17 protein-coding genes are annotated in these 20,741 nt (G+C 71.0%); 10 read left to right on the top strand and 7 right to left on the bottom strand.

The window, feature by feature from the left end:
- Positions 1-1,547, top strand: a 1,547-nt coding sequence (locus tag ACVCAG_RS19050; protein WP_440084646.1) for a hypothetical protein, incomplete at its 5' end; no start/stop codon positions are given.
- Positions 1,548-1,568: 21 nt separating this feature from the next.
- Here the strand turns inward: ACVCAG_RS19050 and ACVCAG_RS19055 are convergent.
- A complete protein-coding gene (locus tag ACVCAG_RS19055) occupies positions 1,569-2,765 on the bottom strand; it encodes a hypothetical protein (protein ID WP_440084647.1) in 1,197 nt (398 codons plus the stop codon).
- Positions 2,766-3,324: 559 nt separating this feature from the next.
- Here ACVCAG_RS19055 and ACVCAG_RS19060 point away from each other — a divergent pair.
- From ACVCAG_RS19060 to ACVCAG_RS19095, 8 genes are all read left to right on the top strand, one after another.
- Positions 3,325-4,443: a glycosyltransferase gene (locus ACVCAG_RS19060; protein ID WP_440084648.1), complete on the top strand. Its 1,119-nt coding sequence runs from the start codon at positions 3,325-3,327 to the stop codon at positions 4,441-4,443.
- A 20-nt stretch (positions 4,444-4,463) separates the two neighbouring features.
- A complete protein-coding gene (locus ACVCAG_RS19065; RefSeq protein ID WP_440084649.1) occupies positions 4,464-5,528 on the top strand; it encodes a glycosyltransferase in 1,065 nt (354 codons plus the stop codon).
- Between the two features lie 3 nt (positions 5,529-5,531).
- Positions 5,532-6,851, top strand: a complete 1,320-nt coding sequence (locus ACVCAG_RS19070; protein ID WP_440084650.1) for a hypothetical protein — start codon at positions 5,532-5,534, stop codon at positions 6,849-6,851.
- A gap of 225 nt (positions 6,852-7,076) precedes the next feature.
- Complete coding sequence (locus ACVCAG_RS19075) at positions 7,077-8,258, top strand: glycosyltransferase (RefSeq protein WP_440084651.1); 1,182 nt, start codon at positions 7,077-7,079, stop codon at positions 8,256-8,258.
- Positions 8,255-9,217 carry an NAD-dependent epimerase/dehydratase family protein gene (locus ACVCAG_RS19080; RefSeq protein ID WP_440084652.1) on the top strand — a complete coding sequence of 321 codons (963 nt, stop codon included), beginning with the start codon at positions 8,255-8,257 and terminating at the stop codon, positions 9,215-9,217. Before ACVCAG_RS19075 ends, ACVCAG_RS19080 begins: the two co-directional genes overlap by 4 nt.
- A 57-nt stretch (positions 9,218-9,274) precedes the next feature.
- Positions 9,275-10,264 (top strand): NAD-dependent epimerase/dehydratase family protein, encoded by a 990-nt coding sequence (locus ACVCAG_RS19085; protein ID WP_440084653.1) that lies wholly within the window; start codon positions 9,275-9,277, stop codon positions 10,262-10,264.
- Entirely contained in the window at positions 10,261-11,298 is a 1,038-nt protein-coding gene (locus ACVCAG_RS19090; RefSeq protein ID WP_440084654.1) for an MraY family glycosyltransferase, read from the top strand. The genes ACVCAG_RS19085 and ACVCAG_RS19090 overlap by 4 nt, the downstream gene beginning before the upstream one ends.
- A 1-nt stretch (position 11,299) precedes the next feature.
- Positions 11,300-12,685 (top strand): polysaccharide biosynthesis tyrosine autokinase, encoded by a 1,386-nt coding sequence (locus ACVCAG_RS19095; protein WP_440084655.1) that lies wholly within the window; start codon positions 11,300-11,302, stop codon positions 12,683-12,685.
- Here ACVCAG_RS19095 and ACVCAG_RS19100 read toward each other — a convergent pair.
- The 5 genes from ACVCAG_RS19100 to ACVCAG_RS19120 form a co-directional block, all read right to left on the bottom strand.
- Positions 12,663-13,394 carry an arsenate reductase/protein-tyrosine-phosphatase family protein gene (locus tag ACVCAG_RS19100; RefSeq protein WP_440084656.1) on the bottom strand — a complete coding sequence of 244 codons (732 nt, stop codon included), beginning with the start codon at positions 13,392-13,394 and terminating at the stop codon, positions 12,663-12,665. The genes ACVCAG_RS19095 and ACVCAG_RS19100 overlap by 23 nt on opposite strands.
- 110 nt (positions 13,395-13,504) lie before the next feature.
- On the bottom strand, positions 13,505-15,289 hold the full coding sequence (locus ACVCAG_RS19105) for a DUF4012 domain-containing protein (protein ID WP_440084657.1): 1,785 nt from the start codon (positions 15,287-15,289) through the stop codon (positions 13,505-13,507).
- 49 nt (positions 15,290-15,338) lie between these two features.
- On the bottom strand, positions 15,339-16,262 hold the full coding sequence (locus ACVCAG_RS19110; RefSeq protein ID WP_447190095.1) for an LPXTG cell wall anchor domain-containing protein: 924 nt from the start codon (positions 16,260-16,262) through the stop codon (positions 15,339-15,341).
- A gap of 189 nt (positions 16,263-16,451) precedes the next feature.
- On the bottom strand, positions 16,452-17,660 hold the full coding sequence (locus ACVCAG_RS19115; RefSeq protein ID WP_440084659.1) for a PQQ-dependent sugar dehydrogenase: 1,209 nt from the start codon (positions 17,658-17,660) through the stop codon (positions 16,452-16,454).
- A gap of 338 nt (positions 17,661-17,998) precedes the next feature.
- On the bottom strand, positions 17,999-18,400 hold the full coding sequence (locus ACVCAG_RS19120; RefSeq protein ID WP_440084660.1) for a DUF6223 family protein: 402 nt from the start codon (positions 18,398-18,400) through the stop codon (positions 17,999-18,001).
- A gap of 180 nt (positions 18,401-18,580) precedes the next feature.
- On the opposite strand from ACVCAG_RS19120, the gene ACVCAG_RS19125 reads away from it, so the two are divergent.
- Positions 18,581-19,333, top strand: a complete 753-nt coding sequence (locus ACVCAG_RS19125; RefSeq protein ID WP_440084661.1) for an SDR family NAD(P)-dependent oxidoreductase — start codon at positions 18,581-18,583, stop codon at positions 19,331-19,333.
- Positions 19,334-19,453: 120 nt separating this feature from the next.
- Here the strand turns inward: ACVCAG_RS19125 and ACVCAG_RS19130 are convergent, their stop codons facing one another.
- Positions 19,454-20,674 (bottom strand): ABC transporter ATP-binding protein, encoded by a 1,221-nt coding sequence (locus ACVCAG_RS19130; RefSeq protein WP_362680724.1) that lies wholly within the window; start codon positions 20,672-20,674, stop codon positions 19,454-19,456.
- Positions 20,675-20,741 lie beyond the last annotated feature (67 nt).

Here is a 20,741-nt window from a genome sequence, read left to right on the forward strand (position 1 = left end):
GCTCGTGGGCGGGCGCCCTCCTGGCCGTCGGCGGTACGGTCTTCGTCGCGGCGCCGAGCCTCTACCTCGGCGCGAACGGGGCGTTCACCTGGGGAGGCGTCCCCGACCTCATGTGGTCGAGCCCCACCCAGACGTTCGGGGCCCTGCTGTTCGCCCCCGTCGTCCTCCTCCTCGTCGACCTTCTGGAGCGCCGGCGGTCGACCGTCGGCCGGTGGCTCCTGCTGGGGATCTTCTTGATGGCGGTGACAGGGGCCAAGGCCACGTACGTTCCCCTGCTGGGCGTGGGGCTGCTGGCGGTGGCCACGGTTGAGACGTTCAGGCGGCGCAGGCCATCCGGGCCCACGCTCATCGCGCTCGGGATGACGACGGCATGCCTCCTCTTCGCACAGCTGGTCCTGTTCGGTGGTGCGAGGCAGGCGCTCGACCTCGCCCCCTTCTCCCTCATGCGGGAGGCGTGGCGGGAACTGACCGGACTGGGCGGCCAGGTCGATCCGGCGCCGTCGGCGACGCTGGGAGTCGTCTTGGTGTTCCTGCTGTGCTGGACCGTCACCTGGTGCGGGATCCTCGGGCTGCTGGGCCGGCCCCGGCTGATCGCCCGGTCCGCAGTGGTACTCATGCTGGGCATGGGCGCGGCGGGTCTGGGCGCGGCCCTCCTGCTGGGTCACCCTGGCCGCAGCCAGCTCTTCTTCCTCTGGGCCGCCTACCCCTACCTGGCGACCATCACGGCCTTCGGGATCCTCGTCCTGGTGCGGCGGGCGCGCGAGCCGCTCCGGGCGACGCTGTGTGCGGCCGGTGCGGGACTGGGCGCCGCCTACCTGATTCCTGTCCTCTGCGGCGTCACGGTCCCCCTGGGCGCGGGCCGCCGGGACGCCGCCCTCTACCTGCCGTACGCCGTCCTCCTCGGCGCCGCTCTGGTGGCGGCGGTCGTCCTGTCCGTCACGAGAGGGCGCCTGCGCGCCTGGTCCCTGGTGACCGTCGCGTTCGCCGCCGTGGGCCTGCCCGCCGACCTGCACGCACGCGTTCTGTCGGTCGTGCACGGCGCCGAGAGGAGCGGTCCGAGCGGGTCGGTCGCGGCGGCGGTACCGCAGGGCGCCCTCGCCGCCGGGCGCTGGTTGCGCGACCACTCCGACCCCGGCGACCTGGTCGCGACGAACGCGCACTGCCGCTGGGGCCTGGAGAATCCGTGCGACAGCCGGCACTTCTGGGTGGCCGCGCTGACCGAACGGCGCGTTCTTGTCGAAGGGTGGACGTACACCTCGAAGAACATGGCCCGCTGGCATCCGGGCCTGCCGACGCAGCACTCCCCGTTCTGGGACGGCGAGCTGATCCGGCTGAACGACCTGGTCTTCGAGGCGCCCACCGCCGACGCCGTCCGGCGCCTGCACGAGCGTCACGGGGTGCGCTGGCTCTTCGCCGACGAGAGCCGGACAACACCGGATTCGAGGATCGGGGACATCGGGGACATCGGGGACATCGGGGACTTCGCCGAGCTGCGGTTCCGTTCCGGCGACTACACCCTGTACCGGCTGCCCGGCGGCCCGGCCTGACCTCGCCCGCCACGGGCGTCCCTAAACGGGGACGCCCGTGGCGGGGGCGGGGGAAGCCGGCGCGGACCGCCGGCGATCCGGTGAGACGCCGCTCCACGCGACCGCGGACAGCAGACTCACGACCATGACGATCGGGATCCGCTGCCGGAAGATGAGACCGACGTTGGACATGGTGGTCGCGTAGACGATCGTGCCCGGCACGATGAACAGCAGGAGGATCAGCAGCATCCGCGGGTCGCGCCGCCACAGCAGGCGGGCTCCGCGCACCGCGCAGTACAGCAGGTAGTACCAGAGCAGCGTCTCGATCTTGGCCAGCTGCAGCACGAAGCTCCCCTCCATCCAGGGAAACGGGGAGAACACCGTGTAGAACAGTTTCGGCAGGAGCGCCCCCCACGCGCTGCCGCCATCCTCGAAGAGCACTCCTGAGCCCCCCTGGGCGTTCGCCCTGCGGAAGTTCTCCGACTGGCCGCGTTCCAGCTGCTCCTGCATCTCGGTGATGGGCGTACCTTCCAGCGTCACCCCGGGGAAGATCATGCCGGACGCCAGCATCGTGACCAGGAAGGCCAGGGCGTACAGGAACAGCGCTCGCTTGAGCTTGACGACGCCGAGGATCAACGGCAGCCCGCACATGAAGACCATGTAGGGCCGGATATGCCAGAGCGTCCACAGCAGCGGGCCGAGCAGGAGCAGCTTCCGCACGTCGAAACGGCGCACGTTCGAGGCCGCCAGGGCGAGGCAGGCGACGGCGAGAAAGGCGTTGAAACCGTCCTTGAACATGTCCGACGTGTGAAGGAGGAAGGCCGGGATGAACGCCGTCACGGCGAGGAGCCGGAACGCCGATCGCTCGTCGGCCCCGATGAGCAGCGCGAACCTGTACATCACGATGGGCAGCCCGCATGCGACGAGGCTCACCACCGCCGTACAGGCCAGCGGTGCCGGGCCGCCGCAGAGATAGACGAACACCGCGAAGAGGTTGCACGGCACCGCGGCGGAGTACAGGCCTGGAATCTGCTCCGAGGTGACGAACTGGAATCCGTAATGATGCCAGTACTCGACGACCTCCAGGGCTCTGGCCTCGTAGGCGAGGTTGTCGCCGCCGTACGCCATCGCGCCGGACCGCATCGCGAAAACGTGGACGACCAGCCGAGCGGCGAAGGCCGGAACCAGCACGCACAGTGCCTTCCACTCCACGTCCGCTTCGAAGCTCGCATGAACCACCAGCACAAGTGTCAGCGCGATGGCCGCAACGACAAGGTACTCCACCGGAAATCACTCACGAATCTGTCAGATGTGCTGGACGTGGGGATCAGGGCAGAGATCACGTGCTCCGGGAGCTCGGCGGGGCGGCGGGCACGTGGCCGAAGCGACCGTGGCCGTCTCTGTCATCCCGCAGACTGTAATGATCGGCCGCGACTCCCATCGGCGTGTACCATCGCCCGACCCCTCAAATCCGGGCAAAGAAATACGGCTGCGGAGAAGGCCATCCCATCATGCACCTATACGGCATGCGACATACTAATTAAACCCCTTTAAGAGCTTTTATCCCTTTGTTGGGATTCATGGCTGAAACTCCCGCACGCAGGGTGAATGGCGCGACCATCGGCCGTCCTGCTCTTACGATTTTCCTGCGCGAACGCCACTTTACGAATCTCGGCCTTCCAAACCCGCAGGACGTCCCACACCTGAGACGGGCCCGTCGAGTCTTTCAGTGACCACGCGCGTCCCGACGCCTCGTTGAAACGCGCCGCCGGGGAGACTTCCTGCGAGAGAGGCCGCCATGAGAATTCTGCGCATCGGTTACCGGCTGCCGCCCGAGCCCGGAGGGAAGGAACGCCACATCGAACGCCTCAGCCGCGAGCAGATCCTCCGCGGCCACGAAGTGCACGTCGCCCACCGGTGGGGGCGGGTCCCGGACGGCGCAAGGACGGTGACGCCGGCGCCGACCCGCATCAGCCGGGCCCTCGCCAGGAAGTCCGACGTGCTCGCGTTCGCCACCGAATGCGCACATGCGCTCCCCCGGGCTGGGCGGATGGACGTCATGCATCTGCACGGCGACCACCGTGAGGCCCTCGTGCTGGGTCCCGCCGCACGGCGGCTGGGGATCCCCGTCGTCCTCACGGTCCACGGCGCCCTCACGGCGCGCCACCGGCTGATGATGCCGCTGGCCTTCCGGTATGTCGACGGTTTCATCGCGCTGGGCAGGCGGCCCGCGGAGGACCTGCTCGCAGCCGGGGTACCCGCCAGAAAGATCACCACGATGTCCAGCGGCCTGGACCTCGGACACCTGGCCAGGTTCCGGCGACGGGGACCCGCGGAGGCCGGGCTGATCGTCAGCGTCGGCTCGCTGGAGCGGGTGAAGGACCACGCGCTGACGATCCGGGCCTTCCGTGAACTGCGCGTCACCCACCCCGGAGCGCGCCTGGTCATCGTCGGGGACGGCACGGAACGCGCCCGGCTCGAGCGGCTCACCGGGGCGGACTCCGGAGTCGAGTTCGCCGGCCACACGCCCGCCGACCAGGTCTACTCGCTGGTCGGCCGCGCCCGGGCCTTCGTCCTCTCCTCTCGCAGGCTCCGCACCGTCGGAGAGGGGATCCCCACCGCCGCCCTGGAGGCCCTCGCCCTGGGCACCCCCGTCATCGTCTCGTCGGACGCCTCGCTCGATCCGGCGATCACGGACCCCGGCGCCTACCGGACCTTCCGTACCGGATCGGCGGTGGAGCTGCTGTGCCACCTGCGCTCGGTGCTCGACGACGAGGCGGCCGCCCTCCAGCTGGCCGAACGGGGGAGGCAGGCGGCCTCCGGCCTCGACTGGCCCTTGGTGGCCGCACGCGTCGAGGAGTTGTACGGGGCGTTCACGGGCGCCGGAACACCAGGTCCGTCCCGGGCCGCGTCGTGAAGAAGCCACACATCTGCGAAGTGATCAAGACTCTGGACGTGGGCGGCGCGGAGGTCCTGCTCGTCGAGCGGCTGCTCGCCACGCCCATGAAGGACAAGCGCTACACCGTCGTGTGCCTGAAGGCGTCCACCCAGCAGCTCGCCGGACGGCTGCGGTCGGCCGGCATCCACGTGGTCGACCTGACCTCCTGCCCGGCTCCCCTCCGCCTGGCCCGTCTCGCCCAGATGGTCGGGCGGATGCGGCCCGACGTGCTCAACGTCCACTCTCCGCTCCCCGCGTCGCTGCTACGGCCGATATCGCGGCTGTGGAGGCCGCGCCCGGTCCTGATCTCCACCGTGCACAACGTGCGCTACCGGCCGGCGACCGCGCTGCTCGATCGAGCGACGAGGTGGCTGGACACCCGGACGGTGGCGGTCTCCCCCGAGGTGGCACGCGCTCGCACCGGTCGCCGCTCCCGCGGCCTGGCCGTCCGTGTCCACGGCGTCCAGGTGTCGGAACAGCGCCGCTGGACGCTCCTCTCGGAGCAGACCAGGCGGGACTGGAACGTTCCCCATGACGCCTTCCTCATCGTGCATGTGGCCAACTTCCACCCGCAGAAGAACCACGGGCTACTGATCGAGGCCGCGGCGACCGTCCTGGCCCGGGAGCCACGCGCGCTGTTCCTCCTCGCGGGGTCCGGCCCCTCGTACGAGCAGGTGGCCCGCCGCGTCGGCGACCTCTGCCTGGATCGCGTGCGCCTGCTCGGGCACGTACCCGGCGCCGGTCGCCTCATCGCCTCCTCCGACCTCCTCGTGCTCAGCTCCCTGTACGAAGGGCTGCCCGTCGTCGTCATGGAGGCCCTCGCCGCGGGCGTTCCCGTGGTGTCGACCGCGGTCGGGGGCGTGCCCGACCTGGTCAGCAGCGACCACAACGGCCTGCTCACCAGACCCGGTGACGCCGGAGCCCTCGCGGAGGGCATCCTGCGGGCGATGCGCCCCGAGACCTACGCACGTCTGCGGCAGGGCGCGCGGGACAGCGCCGGGCTGGTGGACATCGGCGAGGCCGCACGCTGGTTCGACAGACTCTACGACGAGGTCTGCCCGTAGGTCATGGTCAACGTACTCGGACATGTGGTCCACCGGATACGCCGACCCGGCGGGCGCCATCTGCGGACGTTCACGTCGCTCTCCGCCGCCGGCCTCGTTGAGGCGATCGTCTCCTCCCTCAGCGTGATCGTCCTGGTTCGGCTGGCCGGGGCCGGGAGCGCCGGGCAGGTCATCTTCGCGCAGTCCGTGGCGACCGTCTCCCTCTTGCTGTGCGACCCCCGCCTGGAGAACGCCGCCCAGCGGTTCGTCCCCCTCGAGCAACGGCGGACCGGGCAGGGCTCCACGCTCTTCCTGCGCCTGTTCCGATGGGACGTGGCGATCGGCCTGGCTGCGACGGGCGCCGGTCTCGCGGCGGTACTGGCGGCCCGGTCGGCGGGGCTGGTCACCGGCGAGCTCGCGCTCATGCTCGCTCTCGCGATCGCCGCGCGCGGAGCCATGGCCCCGCACGGCACCGCCGGCGCCGCCTTCGCGCTGGTAGACCGGCTGCGCGCCTACGGATCGCTCCGCGTGCGGTGCGCGATCCTGTCCTTCGGGCTGTCGTCCGGCGGACTGCTCGCCGGCGGCCCCGTCGTCTACCTGGTCGGCCAGGTGGTGGGCGCGCTGATCACCGCGGTGGTCTTCGCCGTGTTCGGCATCCGCGCGCTGTTCACCGAGCTGGGACCGGCGCGGGGACGAGTCCCGCTCCCGGCCGGCCTGGTCGCCTTCACCGTCAAGGCTTCCAGCGGGACGTCGGTGGCCGAGCTGGCCGACTCCGGGGTCCTCACGGTCGCCGGGGTCCTCGGCGGCCCCACCCTCGTGACCATCATCAAGATCGCATCGGCTCCGGGGCGTCTCTACGGGGCCCTCACCATGCCCGTCGCCTCGATGCTGTACCCCCGGCTCGCCCAGGCCGTCGCCGAGGGGGGGCAGGGGACGCTCATCAGGCGGGACATCGCGCGTGCCACCCGCGTCCTCGCCGTGACAGGGACGGTGACACTCGTCGTCGCGCTGCCGTTCACCGACGACGCCCTCCGCCTCGTCTACGGGCCCGAGTACACCGCCCTCGCGGCGGTGGCCATGGTGCTCACCGCGGCGGCGTGTGTGAAGGCACTGGTGTGCTGGTCCAACGCCCTCGCCCTGGCCGTCGGCCAGGCGGGCTGGCGGCTCGGCTATCTCTCGGCCGAGGTCGTCCTCCTGCTCGGCACGCTCCTGCTCGCCTGCCGGGTGGTCCCGGGCGCCGGCGGAGCCTCTCTCTCCTTCGCCTGGGGGACACTGGCCCTGGCCGTTCTCGGCGCGGGCGTCTGGATCGCCTCGGCGCGGCGAATCATCGGCGGCGCCCGATGAAGTACGGATGCCGCAGGGAGGACTCATTCGACTGCGGCATCGATCCGTCTTCCACACAGCACGCTCCGTGACGGGGCAAGAGCCCTATAACAGGCGACCAACTTAGATCACATCCAGGTAGGGAAAAGGGAAAACATCTCGCTACCGGCGTGACGGTGCCGGTAAACGGATCAAGCAGCGGGTTACCTTCTCCGACGTGACCAGGCCATCGCTGAGGAGCCCGTAATGAAACCGGCTAACCGGATTCGTGTCATGGAGATCATCGCGCGGATGAACGTCGGCGGCCCGGCCACCCAGGTTCTAGGACTGCGCGAGCGGCTGAACCCGGAGGAGTTCGACCATCGCCTCTACACCGGCTACGTCGACGATCACGAGAGTGATCACCTCCGGCTGCGCGACGTGGAGACGCGGGTTCACCGGGTCCCGGGCCTCGGCCGGGCGATCCGGCCGGGCGACGACTACCGCGCGCTCTTCTGGCTGATCAGCGCCATGCGGGCGTTCCGCCCGCACATCGTGCACACCCGCACGGCCAAGGCGGGTGCCCTGGGCCGCGTGGCCGCCCGGCTGGCCGGCATCGGCTCGACCCAGGTGCACGTCTTCCACGGGCACCTCCTGCACGGCTACTTCTCCCCGGCCAAGCGCCGGCTCTACATCCAGTCGGAACGGTTACTGGCCTCGATGTCGGATCGGCTGGTGACGGTGGGCTTCCAGGTCAGGGACGACCTGCTCAGGGCCGGTATCGGCCGCCCCGGGCAGTACGTGGTGATCCCGCCCGGAGTCGGCCTGGGGCCGGTCCCCGGCCGCGAGGCGGCCCGCGCCGAGCTGGGCCTGCCGCAGGACGCGCCCGTCGTGGCGTACGTGGGCCGCCTCACCCAGGTGAAACGGCCCGACCGGTTCCTCGCCGTGGCCGGTACCGTGCTCGGGCGGATCCCCGGATGCCACTTCGTCATGTGCGGCGGCGGCGAGCTCGGGCAGCAGGTCGAGCGGGACATCGCGCCCATCCACGACTCCTTCCATCTGCTCGGGTGGCGCAAGGACGTCGAGACGGTCTACGCCGCCGCCGACGTGGTCCTGCTGACCTCCGACAACGAGGGCACCCCCCTCACGCTCATCGAGGCGGGAATGGCGGGCACCCCTGTCGTCTCCACACGCGTGGGGAGCGTCTCCGAGGTCGTCCGGGACGGGCACACCGGCCTGCTGTCGACGACAGACCCGGACAAACTGGCGGCGCACACCGTCCGCCTGCTGTCCGACCCGGACTTCGCCCGCCGGATGGGCGAGGCAGCCCGCGACTGGACCACTTACGCGTTCAGCGTGGACCGCCTCGTCTCGGACACGGAGCGCCTCTACCGGTCGCTGCGCGAGACGTCCAACCGCCATCTCGTTACGGAGGAAAACAGTCGATGAGAGTACTGGTGACAGGCGGTGCCGGGTTCATCGGCGCGCACATGTGCCGGGCCCTGGCGGCCAGGCCCGACGTCGGACACATCACGGTGCTGGACGACCTGAGCAGCGGGGATCTCGCCAACCTCGACGGCGTCGAGGCCGACGTCGTGATCGGCAGCATCCTGGACCGGGACCTGCTGACGGACCTGGTGGCCGGCGCCACGCACGTGATCCACCTCGCCGCCAGGCCGTCGGTGCCCCGGTCGCTGGCCGACCCGCTCGCCTCGCACGCCGTCAACGCGACCGGCACCCTGTACGTGCTGGAGGCGTGCCGCGCGAGCGGGCCGCACGTGATCCTCGCCTCCTCCTCCTCGGTGTACGGCGACCGTCCCGAACCCCGCAAGCACGAGGACCTGCCCACCAGGCCGCTCAGCCCGTACGGGGCCGGCAAGCTCGCCGCGGAGGCCTACGCGCTGGCCTACGCGCACAGTTACGGCCTGCCGGTCCTGCCGTTCCGCTTCTTCAACGTCTACGGCCCGCTGCAGAGCGCCGGGCACGCGTACGCGGCGGTGATCCCGGCGTTCGTCTCCGCGGCGCTGCGGGGCGAGCCGGTTCCGCTGCACGGCGACGGCGGCCAGGCGCGGGACTTCACCTACGTGGAGTCGGTGACCGGGATCCTCGCCGACGCGGCCGCCCGCCGGGTGACGAGCACGAAACCGGTGAACCTGGCCTTCGGCACCCGTGTCTCCCTGCGGGACCTGATGGAGATCATCTCCGAGATCCTCGGCCGGGTGGTGGAGCCGGTCTCCCTGCCGCCGCGCAGGGGCGACGTCCGGGAGTCACAGGCCTCCGCACGCCTGCTGCGCGAGCTGTTCCCCGGGGCGCGCCCCGTCTCCCTGGAGGACGGGCTCCGCACGACGGTGGCCTGGTTCGAGAGGACGCAGGCCGCGAACGTCGAGGTGGCCGGCGTGCAGGCGTGAGCAGCCGTCTCCCGCCGAAGACAGAGATCTCTCCAAGCACATGATGAGGAGAAGCCCGTGAGCAAGACACCACCTACCAAATATCTGATAACGGGCGGCAGCGGATTCATCGGCTCGCACCTGACCGACGCCCTGCTCGCCCGCGACGACTCCGTCGTCGTCCTGGACAACCTCTCGACGGGACGCCTGGAGAACCTCAGGCCGCACCCGAACCTGCGCTTCGTGCACGGTTCGGTCCTGGACGAGCTCATGGTCGACGAGCTGGTCCACCGGTGCGACGTCGTCGTCCACCTGGCGGCCGCGGTCGGCGTCAAGCTGATCGTCGAGCAGCCACTGCGGTCCCTGACGACCAACATCCGGGGTTCGGAGATCGTCATCGAGGCCGCACACCGGTACCGGAAGAAGATCCTGATCACGAGCACGAGCGAGATCTACGGCAAGAACTCCTCGGGCGCGCTGCGCGAGGACGCCGACCGCATCCTCGGCAGTCCCGCCGTGGTCCGCTGGGCCTACAGCACCGCGAAGGCCGTCGACGAGATCCTCGCCAACGCCTACCACAAGGAGCGCGGCCTGCCGACGATCATCGTCCGGCTGTTCAACACGGTGGGCCCGCGGCAGAGCCCGAGCTACGGCATGGTCATCCCGAGCCTCGTCCGGCAGGCACTGTCGGCCGTCCCGCTGACCGTGTTCGGCGACGGGACCCAGACCCGCTGCTTCGCGCACGTCGCGGACGTCGTCGACGCGCTGCTCAAACTGCTCGACGAGGACGCGGCGATCGGCGAGACCTTCAACATCGGTTCCGGCGACGAGGTGAGCATCATGGAGCTGGCGAAGCTCATCGTCGAGTTCACCGGGTCCACCTCCGGGATCGACCTCATCCCCTACTCCGAGGCCTACGAGCAGGGGTTCGAGGACATGACCCGCAGGGTTCCCGACACCGCGAAGCTCAGCGCGCTCACCGGCTGGGTCCCGCGGCGGAGCCTCGACGAGATCCTCACCGAGATCATCAGGGAGGCCTCCGGGGAGCCGGCGGCGTCCATCCCGTGAGCGGGACCGTCGCCCTCGTCTCGGGAGCGGCCTGCGCGCTCAGCGCCACGACCGTCGTACCGCTGAGGCGTCTGGCGATCCGCTGGAACCTCACCGACACCCCCGGCGGGCACAAGGTGCACGCCCGCCCGACCCCGTACATCGGCGGCATCGCGATCGTGACGGGCACCGTCGTGCCCTCCTTGATCGCCCTCGGCCTCGCCGACCTGCAGATCACCGCGATCGTCCTCGCCGCGGCCGCGGTGTCCGTCCTCGGGCTGATCGACGACATCGCCCCGCTGCCCGCGGTCACCAGGCTGGCCGTGGAGACCTTGGTGGCGATCGGGGTGGTGCTCTCCGGTGTCCAGGCGACCATGACCGGGACGTGGCTGGACGGCGTCCTCACGGTGGCGTGGATCGTCGTGATGACGAACTCCTTCAACCTGCTGGACAACATGGACGGCGCGCTGGGAACCGTCACCGCCGTCACCGCGGCCCTCCTGGCGGCCACCGCCCTGGCGCGGGGCCACATCGCGCTCGCGCTGCTCCTGTGCGCGCTCACCTGCGCGTGCCTGGGTTTCCTGCCGTACAACTGGGCGCCCGCGAGGGTGTTCATGGGCGACTCGGGGTCGCTGTTCATCGGATTCACGCTGGCCTGCTCGGCGGCCGTCCTCTCCGCCGGACGCCCTCCGGACGCGGCGGTCGCCGGACTGTTCCTGCCGACCTTCCTGGCGACCCTCGACACCTGCGTGGTCTTCGTCTCCCGCATGCTGGCGGGCCGCCCACCGTTGCAGGGCGGCACCGACCACCTGTCCCACCGGCTGCGCCGGACCGGCCTGGGAACCCGCGCGGTCGCGGCGGCGCTCGGCGCGATCGCGGCGATCTCCGGCGCCCTCTGCCTGGCGATGGCCCTGGGCCGGGTCTCCCCGCTCGCCGCGACGGCCGCGGCCTGCGTGATCGCCGTCGCCCTCACCTGCCTGCTGCGAGGCGTGAGCGGGCGCGCGCCGGCCCCCTCCCCCGCACCCCTCCCGAAGATCCGCGAAAGGCGGCACTGACATGGAACTCCTCTACTACACGCGGCTCGCGCGCAGGAACTGGCCGCTCATCCTCCTGGCGCTGGTCCTGGCGGTGGGCACGTCGGCCGCCGTCACGGCCGGCACGCCGCCGAAGTACGTCGCGACGATCTCCATGCTGGTCTCGGGCCACGACAGGGAGGGAAGCCTGTCCACCGCCTACCAGGCGGGGATGCTGTCGGCGCAGCGGGTGCACTCGTACGCGACCCTTCTCTCCAGCCGGCGGGTGGTCGCCCAGATCACCGGGGAGGACGACGTGGAGCGCGTGCAGGCGAACATCACCGCGGAGGCCGTCCCCGGCACCGTGCTGCTGCGCGCCACGGTCGGCGATCCCGACCCCTCCCGGGCCGCCGGCCTGGCCAACGCCCTGGGCGAGCGCTTCACCGAGCTCATCGACCAGATCGAGCGGCCCACCCCCTCCAGCCGACCCGTCGTGAAGGTCACGCTGGTGGACCGGGCGGAGACGCCCGAGGCACCGGTCAGTCCCAGGCCGGTGGTCAACCTGGTGATGGCCCTGTTGATCGCCCTGGTCCTGGCCATGGCCGTCATCGTCGTCCGCGACCGCCTGGACACCACCGTCAAGTCGACGGAGGCACTGCAGCAGGCGTCGGGCAGCTCGACCCTGGGCATCATCGGCTACGAGCGGGACGCGCGGCGCCATCCGCTGATCGTGCGCAACCAGGGCCGGTCGTCCAGGTCCGAGGCGTTCCGCACGCTCCGCACCAACCTGCAGTTCATCGGCGTCGACCGGCAGCCGAAGTCGCTCGTGGTCACCAGCTGCCTGCCGAGCGAGGGGAAGTCCTCGGTCTCGACCAACCTGGCGATAACCCTGGCCCAGGCCGGATGGCGGGTCGTCCTGGTGGACGGCGACCTGCGCCGCCCGACCATTCCCAACTACCTCGGCATCGAGGGGACGACGGGCCTGACGGACGTGCTGATCGGCAGGGCCCAGCTGAAGGAGGTCATCCAGGTCTGGGGCGAGCCGGGCATGTCGGTCCTGCCGAGCGGGCAGATCCCGCCGAACCCGAGCGAGCTGCTCGGCTCCGGCGGGATGCGCGAGGTACTGGCCCAGCTGGCCGAGACGTACGACATGGTGATCGTCGACGCGCCGCCGCTGCTGCCGGTGACCGACGCCGCGACGCTCGGCGCGCTCTGCGACGGCGTTCTCCTCGTCACCCGTCACGGCAAGACCCGGCGGGAGCACATGGCGCGTGCCACGGAGCTGCTGGCGTCGGTCAACGCCCGCGTGGTGGGAACCGTCCTGAACTTCTTCCCGCTCAAGGACAACACGTACTTCGGGTACAGCTACGGCTACGGCTACGACGCCAAGGAGCCCAAGCCCGAGGTCAAGCATCCTGTGAGTGTGTGAGCAACCCGAGCGGGACGGCGAGCGCGCCGGCGATGCTCCGCCCGGCCGCCCGGTGGGCCAGCCGGGAACCCCGGTAGGGGTCGGCGATGTCGAGCTCGTCCACCCGCACCAGCCCGCGCAGCGCCCGCGCCTCGTCGACCAGGGCGCGGGCCCGATGCGCGGGATCGCGATGCCGGGTGACTCTCCCGGGCGGCACGGCCCGCGTCAGCGTGCCGAACTCGGAGATGGTGAAGGCCCGGGTGGCCGCCGCGAGATGCAGTGCCACCGATTCCGCCCGATGCCGGCTGGTGGCCGTGAGTATCAGGTCCGCGTCGGCCACCAGCTCGGGGACGAGGAGCCGGGAGCCGAAGCCCTCGGGGTCCCCGCCGAGCCGGACCAGCGTCCGCCGGGCGTGCCCGGTCATCTCCAGTCCGGGCTGGGCGTGTGTGCCCGCGCTGATCACCTGGACCGCCGGGCACGGCCCGAGCGCCGAGCGGGTCAGCCGCTCGGCGAGCGGGGAGCGGCAGATGTTGCCCGTACAGACGAACAGGATGCGGAAGCGAACGCCCTCCTGGGGCACCGGCGCCTTCCAGACGTCCCTCCAGCAGCGCGGGCCGCAGTACTCGTGCCCGGCCGGGACGATCTCGACCTTCCCGTTCCCGGTGACACCGGAGTCTCCCCGGGTCGTGGGGTTCCGCGCGATCCCGGTGTTCTCCGGTGAGGCTCTCATTCCGAGAGGGTAGATCGGCTCCTGTACGCCGTCGCCCGCGGCACACCGCTCTTTGCCCTTTTCATGCAGGCGCACGCGACAGGGCGTGCGGCGGAAGACGCCTGTTCCCGTCAGGGGCCGCAACCGCGCGGGTCCTCGGTGACGTGGGTCCGCTGGGGCCGGACGAGCGGCTGCACGGGGACCAGCGGGGCCGCGTCCGAGGCGGGCTCGACGAAGTCGAACTCCAGGGACCTCGACTGCCCGGGAGCGAGTTCCAGCATGACCGAGTAGACGGGATGGGAGCGCTCCGTCCCCCTGACGACGGCCGCCCGCTCCCCGTCCAGCCTGGCCGCGGTCATCCGCCCGCCGAGCCCGCCGTACAGCGACACCCACAGCAGGTTGGACCCGGGAGCGTGCCACCGCCGGGGGAGGTCGAGCCGGCCGGTGACGTAGGAGGGCAGGACCTCCGCCGGGACGTCGTTGACGAGCCGGATCCGCACGGTCGAGGGACGCAGGCCGTCCCGGCAGGCGCCCAGCTCGTAGGCCAGGGAACGCTCCAGGTAGTAGTCGAGCTTGCCTCCGGCCGAGTTGTTGACCACCAGCCCCGCGAACGGTCCCGGCCGCGAGGGCAGCACGCCGCCGATCGGGGCGCGGGCCAGGAGCCGCTGCTCGGCCTCGTGACGGCTCCAGACCTGGATCCGCCGCTCGCCGACCATGCGGCCCAGTACGGGCAGCAGCCCGGCGGGGTCGGCGAGGGACCCGGGCAGCGCCTCCCCGACGGCGCCGGCGACCTCGATGAGGAACCGCTTGCGCGCCACCGGATCGTGGTAACGGGCGTAGGCCGCCCGCTCGGTGAGATCGACGATGTTCGCCGAGGTCACCTTCTCCCCGCCGGAAAGGGTGACCGGGCCGATCAGCCGCAACAGGTGGGCCAGCCCGGCAGGGTCGGTGGCCACGGCGCCGTCGAGCCGCGTGCCGGTCCGCCTCTCCCACAACCGGGTCCAGGTGGCGGCGGCGTACGGAAAGTGCGGGGAGAGGTTGGAGACGGACAGCATTCTGGTCGCCCCCGGCCCATAGCGCCTGAGGAAGTCCCGGCCGTGGTCGGCGACGGGGACGGGGCTCGTGAACAGACCGGTGTCGGCGGACAGCCGCTCGACGGAGATTCGGCCCCGGCCGGCCTTCAGGATGCCGAAGGCGCCCACGAGGCCCCCGGTGCCCCTCGCCTCGGCGTTGTTCTGGAAGGCCAGGAAGTAGCGGCGGGGACCGTCGCCGCCGAACATCGGGGGCAGGAGCGCGGCGGCGTCGGCGGCGGTGCGCAGCAGGTCGCGCAGCCGGGTCATCTCGCCCAGCGCGGTGTCCCTCGCCTCGTCGAGCGTGTCCAGCCCGCTGTCGGCCGGGGTGGCACGCAGAAGTGAGTCCGCCCGCGCGAGGCGGGTGACCGCGCTCGCCAGGACCGGTGCCGCCGCGTCAAGGGCGGCCAGTCGCCCCCGCACGGTGCCTCGGGAGGGGGCGGCGGCCGTCATGAACGGCGCGGCCGCCCCCTGCACGTCGGTGAGCACACCGGTCAGCTCGTCGGCGGCCCAGGCGAGGCCGCGCACGGTCGTCGCGGCGTCTCCCGCGAACGGAAGGTGGGAGATCACCCACCAGCCGGGGCCCCCGGTGAGCCGCCGCGCCTCGACCGCGTGCGACCGGGCGTCCGCGAGCGCCCCCGCCACCTGGGCGGGGGCACCCGCCACCTGGACGGGGGCACCGGCGCTCACCAGCGAGCCCAGCCGCGTCAGCGCGCCTCCGGCCGCCACCAGATGGTCACGCACCCGCAGGCCCAGGTGAGCCTCCCAGACTCCGGCGATCACCAGGGCGGCCGAGGCCCACAGGACGATCCGGCGGGCCCTCCATCCGGACGGCCCGTTTCGCACCGGTGGAAGGGACGGCCCGACGTCACGGCGGGCTCTCCCTCCCCATCGCCTACTTCGCACCGGTGGATCGGCGGCGCCGCACCAGCCACAGCGCACCGGCTCCCGCGACCAGCAGGCCGGCTCCCAGCCCGGCGGACGCCGTCGCGGGCACTCCGGTGAACGGAAGACTCTCCCCGCCGGCCTCGCACGAACGTCCCCCGTCACCGCAGTCGTCGCCGACGGACCCGTTCCCGCAGTCATCGCCCCTGCAGTCGTCGTCCTCGACGACATTCTCCCCGCGGGGCGTCCGGGCATTCTCCCCGAGAGGCGTCCGGGCGACCTGGAGGGCGATCCTCCTCGCCTCGGAGGCCTTCTTCTTCGCGGCCTCCGCCCTCCCCACGGCTCCGGAGGCCACCTGCTCGGCCTTGGGATTGACTCCCGCGGCGAGGCCGACGATGCCCTCCGCCTCACCGGCGATGCGCCCGGCCTCCGGGCCGATGCGCCTGGCCTCGGCGACGATGCGCCTGGCCTCGGCGGTGATGGGTCCGGCCGTGCCGGTGCTCCCGGAGACGGCTCCCCCCGCCGAGGCGCCGAGGGCAAGCCTCGCGGCGGCCGGGTTGACCCGCAGAGCGGTGGAGGTGGGCTGGACGACGACCCCGCCTATCCTGTCCCTGTCGGTGTTCCTCAGCTGGTTGCGGTTGTCGTTCCTGTTGTTGATCTCAATGCAGGTCTCCCCCCGAGCCTCCGCGCAGGACTCGGCGACATCCGCCGCCTGCGCGGCGAGGTCGTCCGCCCGCCTGCCGATCGCGTCGGCCTCGTCGGCGAGGTCCTCCGCCGCGGTGAGGAGAATGATGTACGGCGGGTAGGGCGCGCCCTGGAGGGTCTCAAGCGGCAAAAGCCCGCTCTCCGCGGTCGCCGCCCCTGCGGGACCGATTATCAGGCCGCCCCCGGTCATTACCGCGAGCAGGAAACACATCATGTATTTTCTAGCCATTTAGGGCTCCCATAGCGATGGTTCAGGCCACAGAACAAGACGCTGAAGCAGAAGCGACATGTCCCCAGAGCCTGTTATATTCGCCCGCCCCGCGATAACCCGCAGGCTGTTCCCCCCCTTACCGAACGATCGTCAACCATTCTCCAGATATTGGGACTCGCCCGGCCGCGCCAACGTGGAGGAAAGGAGTCACGGCGCGGCCTCGACCCGGTAGACGGGCCCCGACAGGCTGAGCGCGTACAGTTCGCCGTCGTGGTCCTGGCCGAAGGACGACAGCTGTTCCACCGTGCCGAGGTCGTCGCCCCGCCCCTTCCCGCCGGGGGGCGCGGCCTTGACCCAGCCCGCGCAGAAGTCGCCGTAGACGAACCGCCCCTCCAGGCCGGGGATCTTCTCGCCCCGGTAGACGTATCCGGCGATGACCGAGCAGTTGCCGCCCTCGCCCAGCGGGTACTCGATGACGGGATCCACCGTGTCTCCGCCGTCGCCGCCGTCGCCGCCGCCCTCGAAGGGGTGGGTGCCCTCCTTCAGGTTCCAGCCGTAGTTGCGGCCCCCCTCGCCCTTCGGCTCGAAATCGACCTCCTCCCAGGCGTTCTGGCCGACGTCGCCGATCCACATGTCGCCGGTCCTCGCGTCGAAGGTGAACCGCCAGGGGTTGCGCAGGCCGTACGACCAGATCTCCGGCTTGGCGCCCTGCCTGCCGACGAAGGGATTGTCGCGGGGGACCTTGTACGGGGTGCCGCGCGGGTCGATCCTGAGGATCTTGCCGAGCCAGGTGTCCAGGTTCTGGCCGTTGCCCTGCGGGTCTCCCCCGCTGCCGCCGTCGCCGAGGGCGATGTAGAGGTGCCCGTCGGGCCCGAAGGCGAGCTGCCCGCCGTTGTGGTTGGCGTACGGCTGCCGCTGGGTCAGCACGTCCCTGCGGCCGGTCGCCCTTCCGCCGGAGAAGGCCCATTCGGTGAGGTGGGTGTGTCCTTCGCGGTCGGTCCAGTTCAGGTAGAGGAAGTTCCCGTCCGGGTGGAAGGCCACCCCGAGCAGTCCCTGCTCGTTGCCGGTGCTGATCTCCCGGGAGAGGTCGACGACGGGCGCCTCGGCGACCTTCCCGTCCTTCACCGCGCGCAGCCGTCCCGTCTGCTCGGCGATGTAGAGCGTCGGATCGTCCTCGCGCAGGGCCATCGCCACCGGCATGTCGAGCCGGGCGAACTCGGTGAAGCGGACCTTCGGCGCGGCCTCCGTCCCCGCCCGCCCGGTGGGTTCCGCGGGCGAGGCCGCGGGAGGGGCGGATCCGGAGTCGGCGGAGCCGGGGGTCTCGGTGGCCCCGGTGGAAGAGCAGGCGACCAGCGCCGCGCTCAGCAGGGCCAGGCCCCATCCTGTCCGGCGTCCTGTCCGGCGGGAGATCGGCACGGTTCTCAGCCTCCTGTGTTCGTCGCCTGCTCAGGCGATCACTTGTACGCGCCGGGCGCCGCGAAGGTTCCGGCCGCGCCGGGCGACTCCCGCACGCCCCCGCCCTCCCCCGTCCGCGTACGTCCATTCTCTTCGGTCTCCTCCCCGGCTTGTCCGCTGGGTGGCGAGCCCGGTCGGCGCGTACCCGGCCTCAGTGATCGCCTTCCTGGCCCGAGCCGATGTTGAGGTACGGCTGTCTGCCCGTACGTACATGCAAGATCACGAGGAGCGATCGCCGTGCGGTGGTCGAGGCGTGTACGGTCATCGGGGCCTCGATCGCGCGCTTGCATCCGCTGCGGTCAGCCGCTCGGCTCGGTGCGGTGGGAGCGGGTCAGAGCCAGCCCGCCGAGGACCGCACCGACCAGCCCGAGCACCAGGGCCACGGCTCCCCCGAACACTCCGTTGCCGGTGCCGAGACCACCGTCGGCGACAGCCAGATTCACCGCGCCGTTGAGCCCGCCGATCGACCCCGCTACCAGGGCCACGACGGCTCCCCTCCTTCCGCCGTTGCCGACACGACGCACGGAGCGCAGCGCGAGCCGGCCGATGACCACGCCGCCCAGTGCCACCAGCGCGGCCACGCTGGCCCAGATTCGCTGCGGGGTCCCGAGGAAAGCATCGACACCCTGGCCCGCGCATTCCGCCGACGTCGTACAGACCGGCGAGGCCGTCTGTACGGCGAGCACCAACAGGACGGACATGAAGTTCTCCTTCGCTTCCTGCGACCGGACGCCAGAACTATGTCCGCCGAACCCGTCGCCGGTCATCCTGCTGACGGAGACACCTCTCCCTACCGCGGACGCCGCACGAGCCGCGAAAACCTGCTGCATCCGCGGTAGGCCCGTACGTCCGGTCCACGGCGTCGTCCCTAGACTGCTGGCATGCCAACCGCACTGATCACGGGGGCGACGGCCGGCATCGGTGCCGCCTTCGCCCGCCGCCTGGCCGCCGACGGATTCTCACTCGTCCTGGTCGCCCGCGACGAGAAGCGTCTCGTCTCCGTCTCCGAGGAACTGCGCCTGCGATACGGGGTGAGCAGCGAGGTGCTCGCCGCCGACCTGGTGACCGACGAGGGCCTGGAGGCGGTGGAGCGGCGGCTCGGGGAGGGAGTCGACCTGCTGGTCAACAACGCGGGCTTCGGCCACCGGGGGCACTTCCTCGACGTGCCCGCGGAGGAGGAGCTGCGGATGCTCAAGCTGCACTGCGAGGCGGTGCTGCGGCTGACGCTGGCCGCGCTGCCGGGGATGAGGGCCCGCGACCGGGGCGCGGTGATCAATGTCGCGTCGGTGGCGGCGTTCTTCCCCAGGGGCTCCTACAGCGCGTCCAAGGCGTGGGTGGTCAGCTTCAGCGAGTCCACGGCCGTCGAGATGGCCGACAGCCGCGTGCGGGTCATGGCCCTGTGCCCGGGGTTCGTGCACACCGAGTTCCACGAGCGCGCCTCGATGGACAAGTCGGGCATCCCCGAGTTCTTCTGGCTGTCGGCGGACAACGTCGTCCGCGAGGCGATGCGCGATCTGGCCCGGGGCGTGCGGGTGAGCATCCCCGATCTGCGCTACAAGGTGATCGTCAGGGTCGGCAGGCTGCTCCCCCTCGGCCCGATCGGCCGCTTCTCGCGCCGCCTCGCCCGCCGCTGAGCGAGGCCGCCGGCGAAGACGAAAAGGGCCCGCGCCACGGGAGGGGGTCGTGGCGCGGGCCCTTCCGGCCTGCGGTGGTCGTCGGGACGGGCCTTTCCGCCCGCGACGGCCCGCTCGGGATCAGACGCGGGCGTTGGCCTCGTGACCGATCGCCAGACCCGAGACCGGGTCGAAGAAGTGCAGGTTGTGGGTGTCGACGATCAGCTCGATGTTCTGGCCGGGACGGACGTGGCTGCGGGAGTTGACCCGGGCGGTCCACAGCGACTTGTCGCCCACCAGCGGCAGGGTCGCGTCCTCCTCGCCGTCGTCGGCGGCGGCGGCCACGGTGTCCTGGTGCTGGACCGGCGGGGCGTCGATCAGGAACAGCACGTTGATCTCGGAGCCCAGCTCCTCGGTGACCTCGGCGCGGACCGGCAGGCGGACCCAGCCGGAGGAGGAGCCGTTGGCGGCGATCGAGTCGTCGAAGTCGGAGGGGCGGATACCCAGGATGATCTTCTTGCCGAAGTACTGGTCGAGGCCGCGCTTCTCGGCGAGGGTCTCGGCCGGCACCGGCAGCTTGAAGCCCGCGAAGGCGACGGCGGCGCCGCCGTCACCGCGCACCAGCTCGGCGTTGACGAAGTTCATCGACGGGGAGCCCATGAAGCCCGCGACGAACAGGTTGACCGGCTTGTCGAAGAGGTTCTGCGGGGTGTCGACCTGCTGGAGCAGGCCGTCGCGCAGCACGCAGACGCGGTCGCCGAGGGTCATGGCCTCGACCTGGTCGTGGGTGACGTAGACGGTCGTCACGCCCAGGCGCTCGTGCAGGGTGTTGAGGGAGGCCCGCATGGAGACGCGGAGCTTGGCGTCCAGGTTGGACAGCGGCTCGTCCATGAGGAAGGCCTGCGGCTCGCGCACGATCGCGCGGCCCATGGCGACACGCTGGCGCTGGCCACCGGAGAGGGCGGCGGGCTTGCGCTTGAGGTACTGGTCCAGGCCGAGCATCTTGGCGGCCTCGCCGACGCGCTTGGCGATCTCCGCCTTGGGCATCTTGCGGAGCTTCAGACCGAAGGCGAGGTTCTCCTCGACGGTCATGTGCGGGTAGAGCGCGTAGTTCTGGAAGACCATGGCGATGTCGCGGTCCTTCGGGGGCAGGTGGTTGACCACCCGGTCGCCGATGGAGATCTCGCCGCCGCTGATGTCCTCAAGCCCGGCGATCATCCGCAGGGCGGTGGACTTGCCACATCCGGACGGCCCGACCAGCACCATGAACTCCCCGTCCTTGATCTCAAGGTCGAGGCCGTTCACGGCTTTGACGCCGCCCGCGTAGATCTTGTCGACTTTGCTGAGAACAATGGATGCCATGAAAGTCCTTGTCGCCTCGGGCCAACCCCGCGTTCACCCGATATTGGATACGTTTTCATGCATCTCA

Source organism: Streptosporangium sp. G12 (assembly GCF_052983175.1).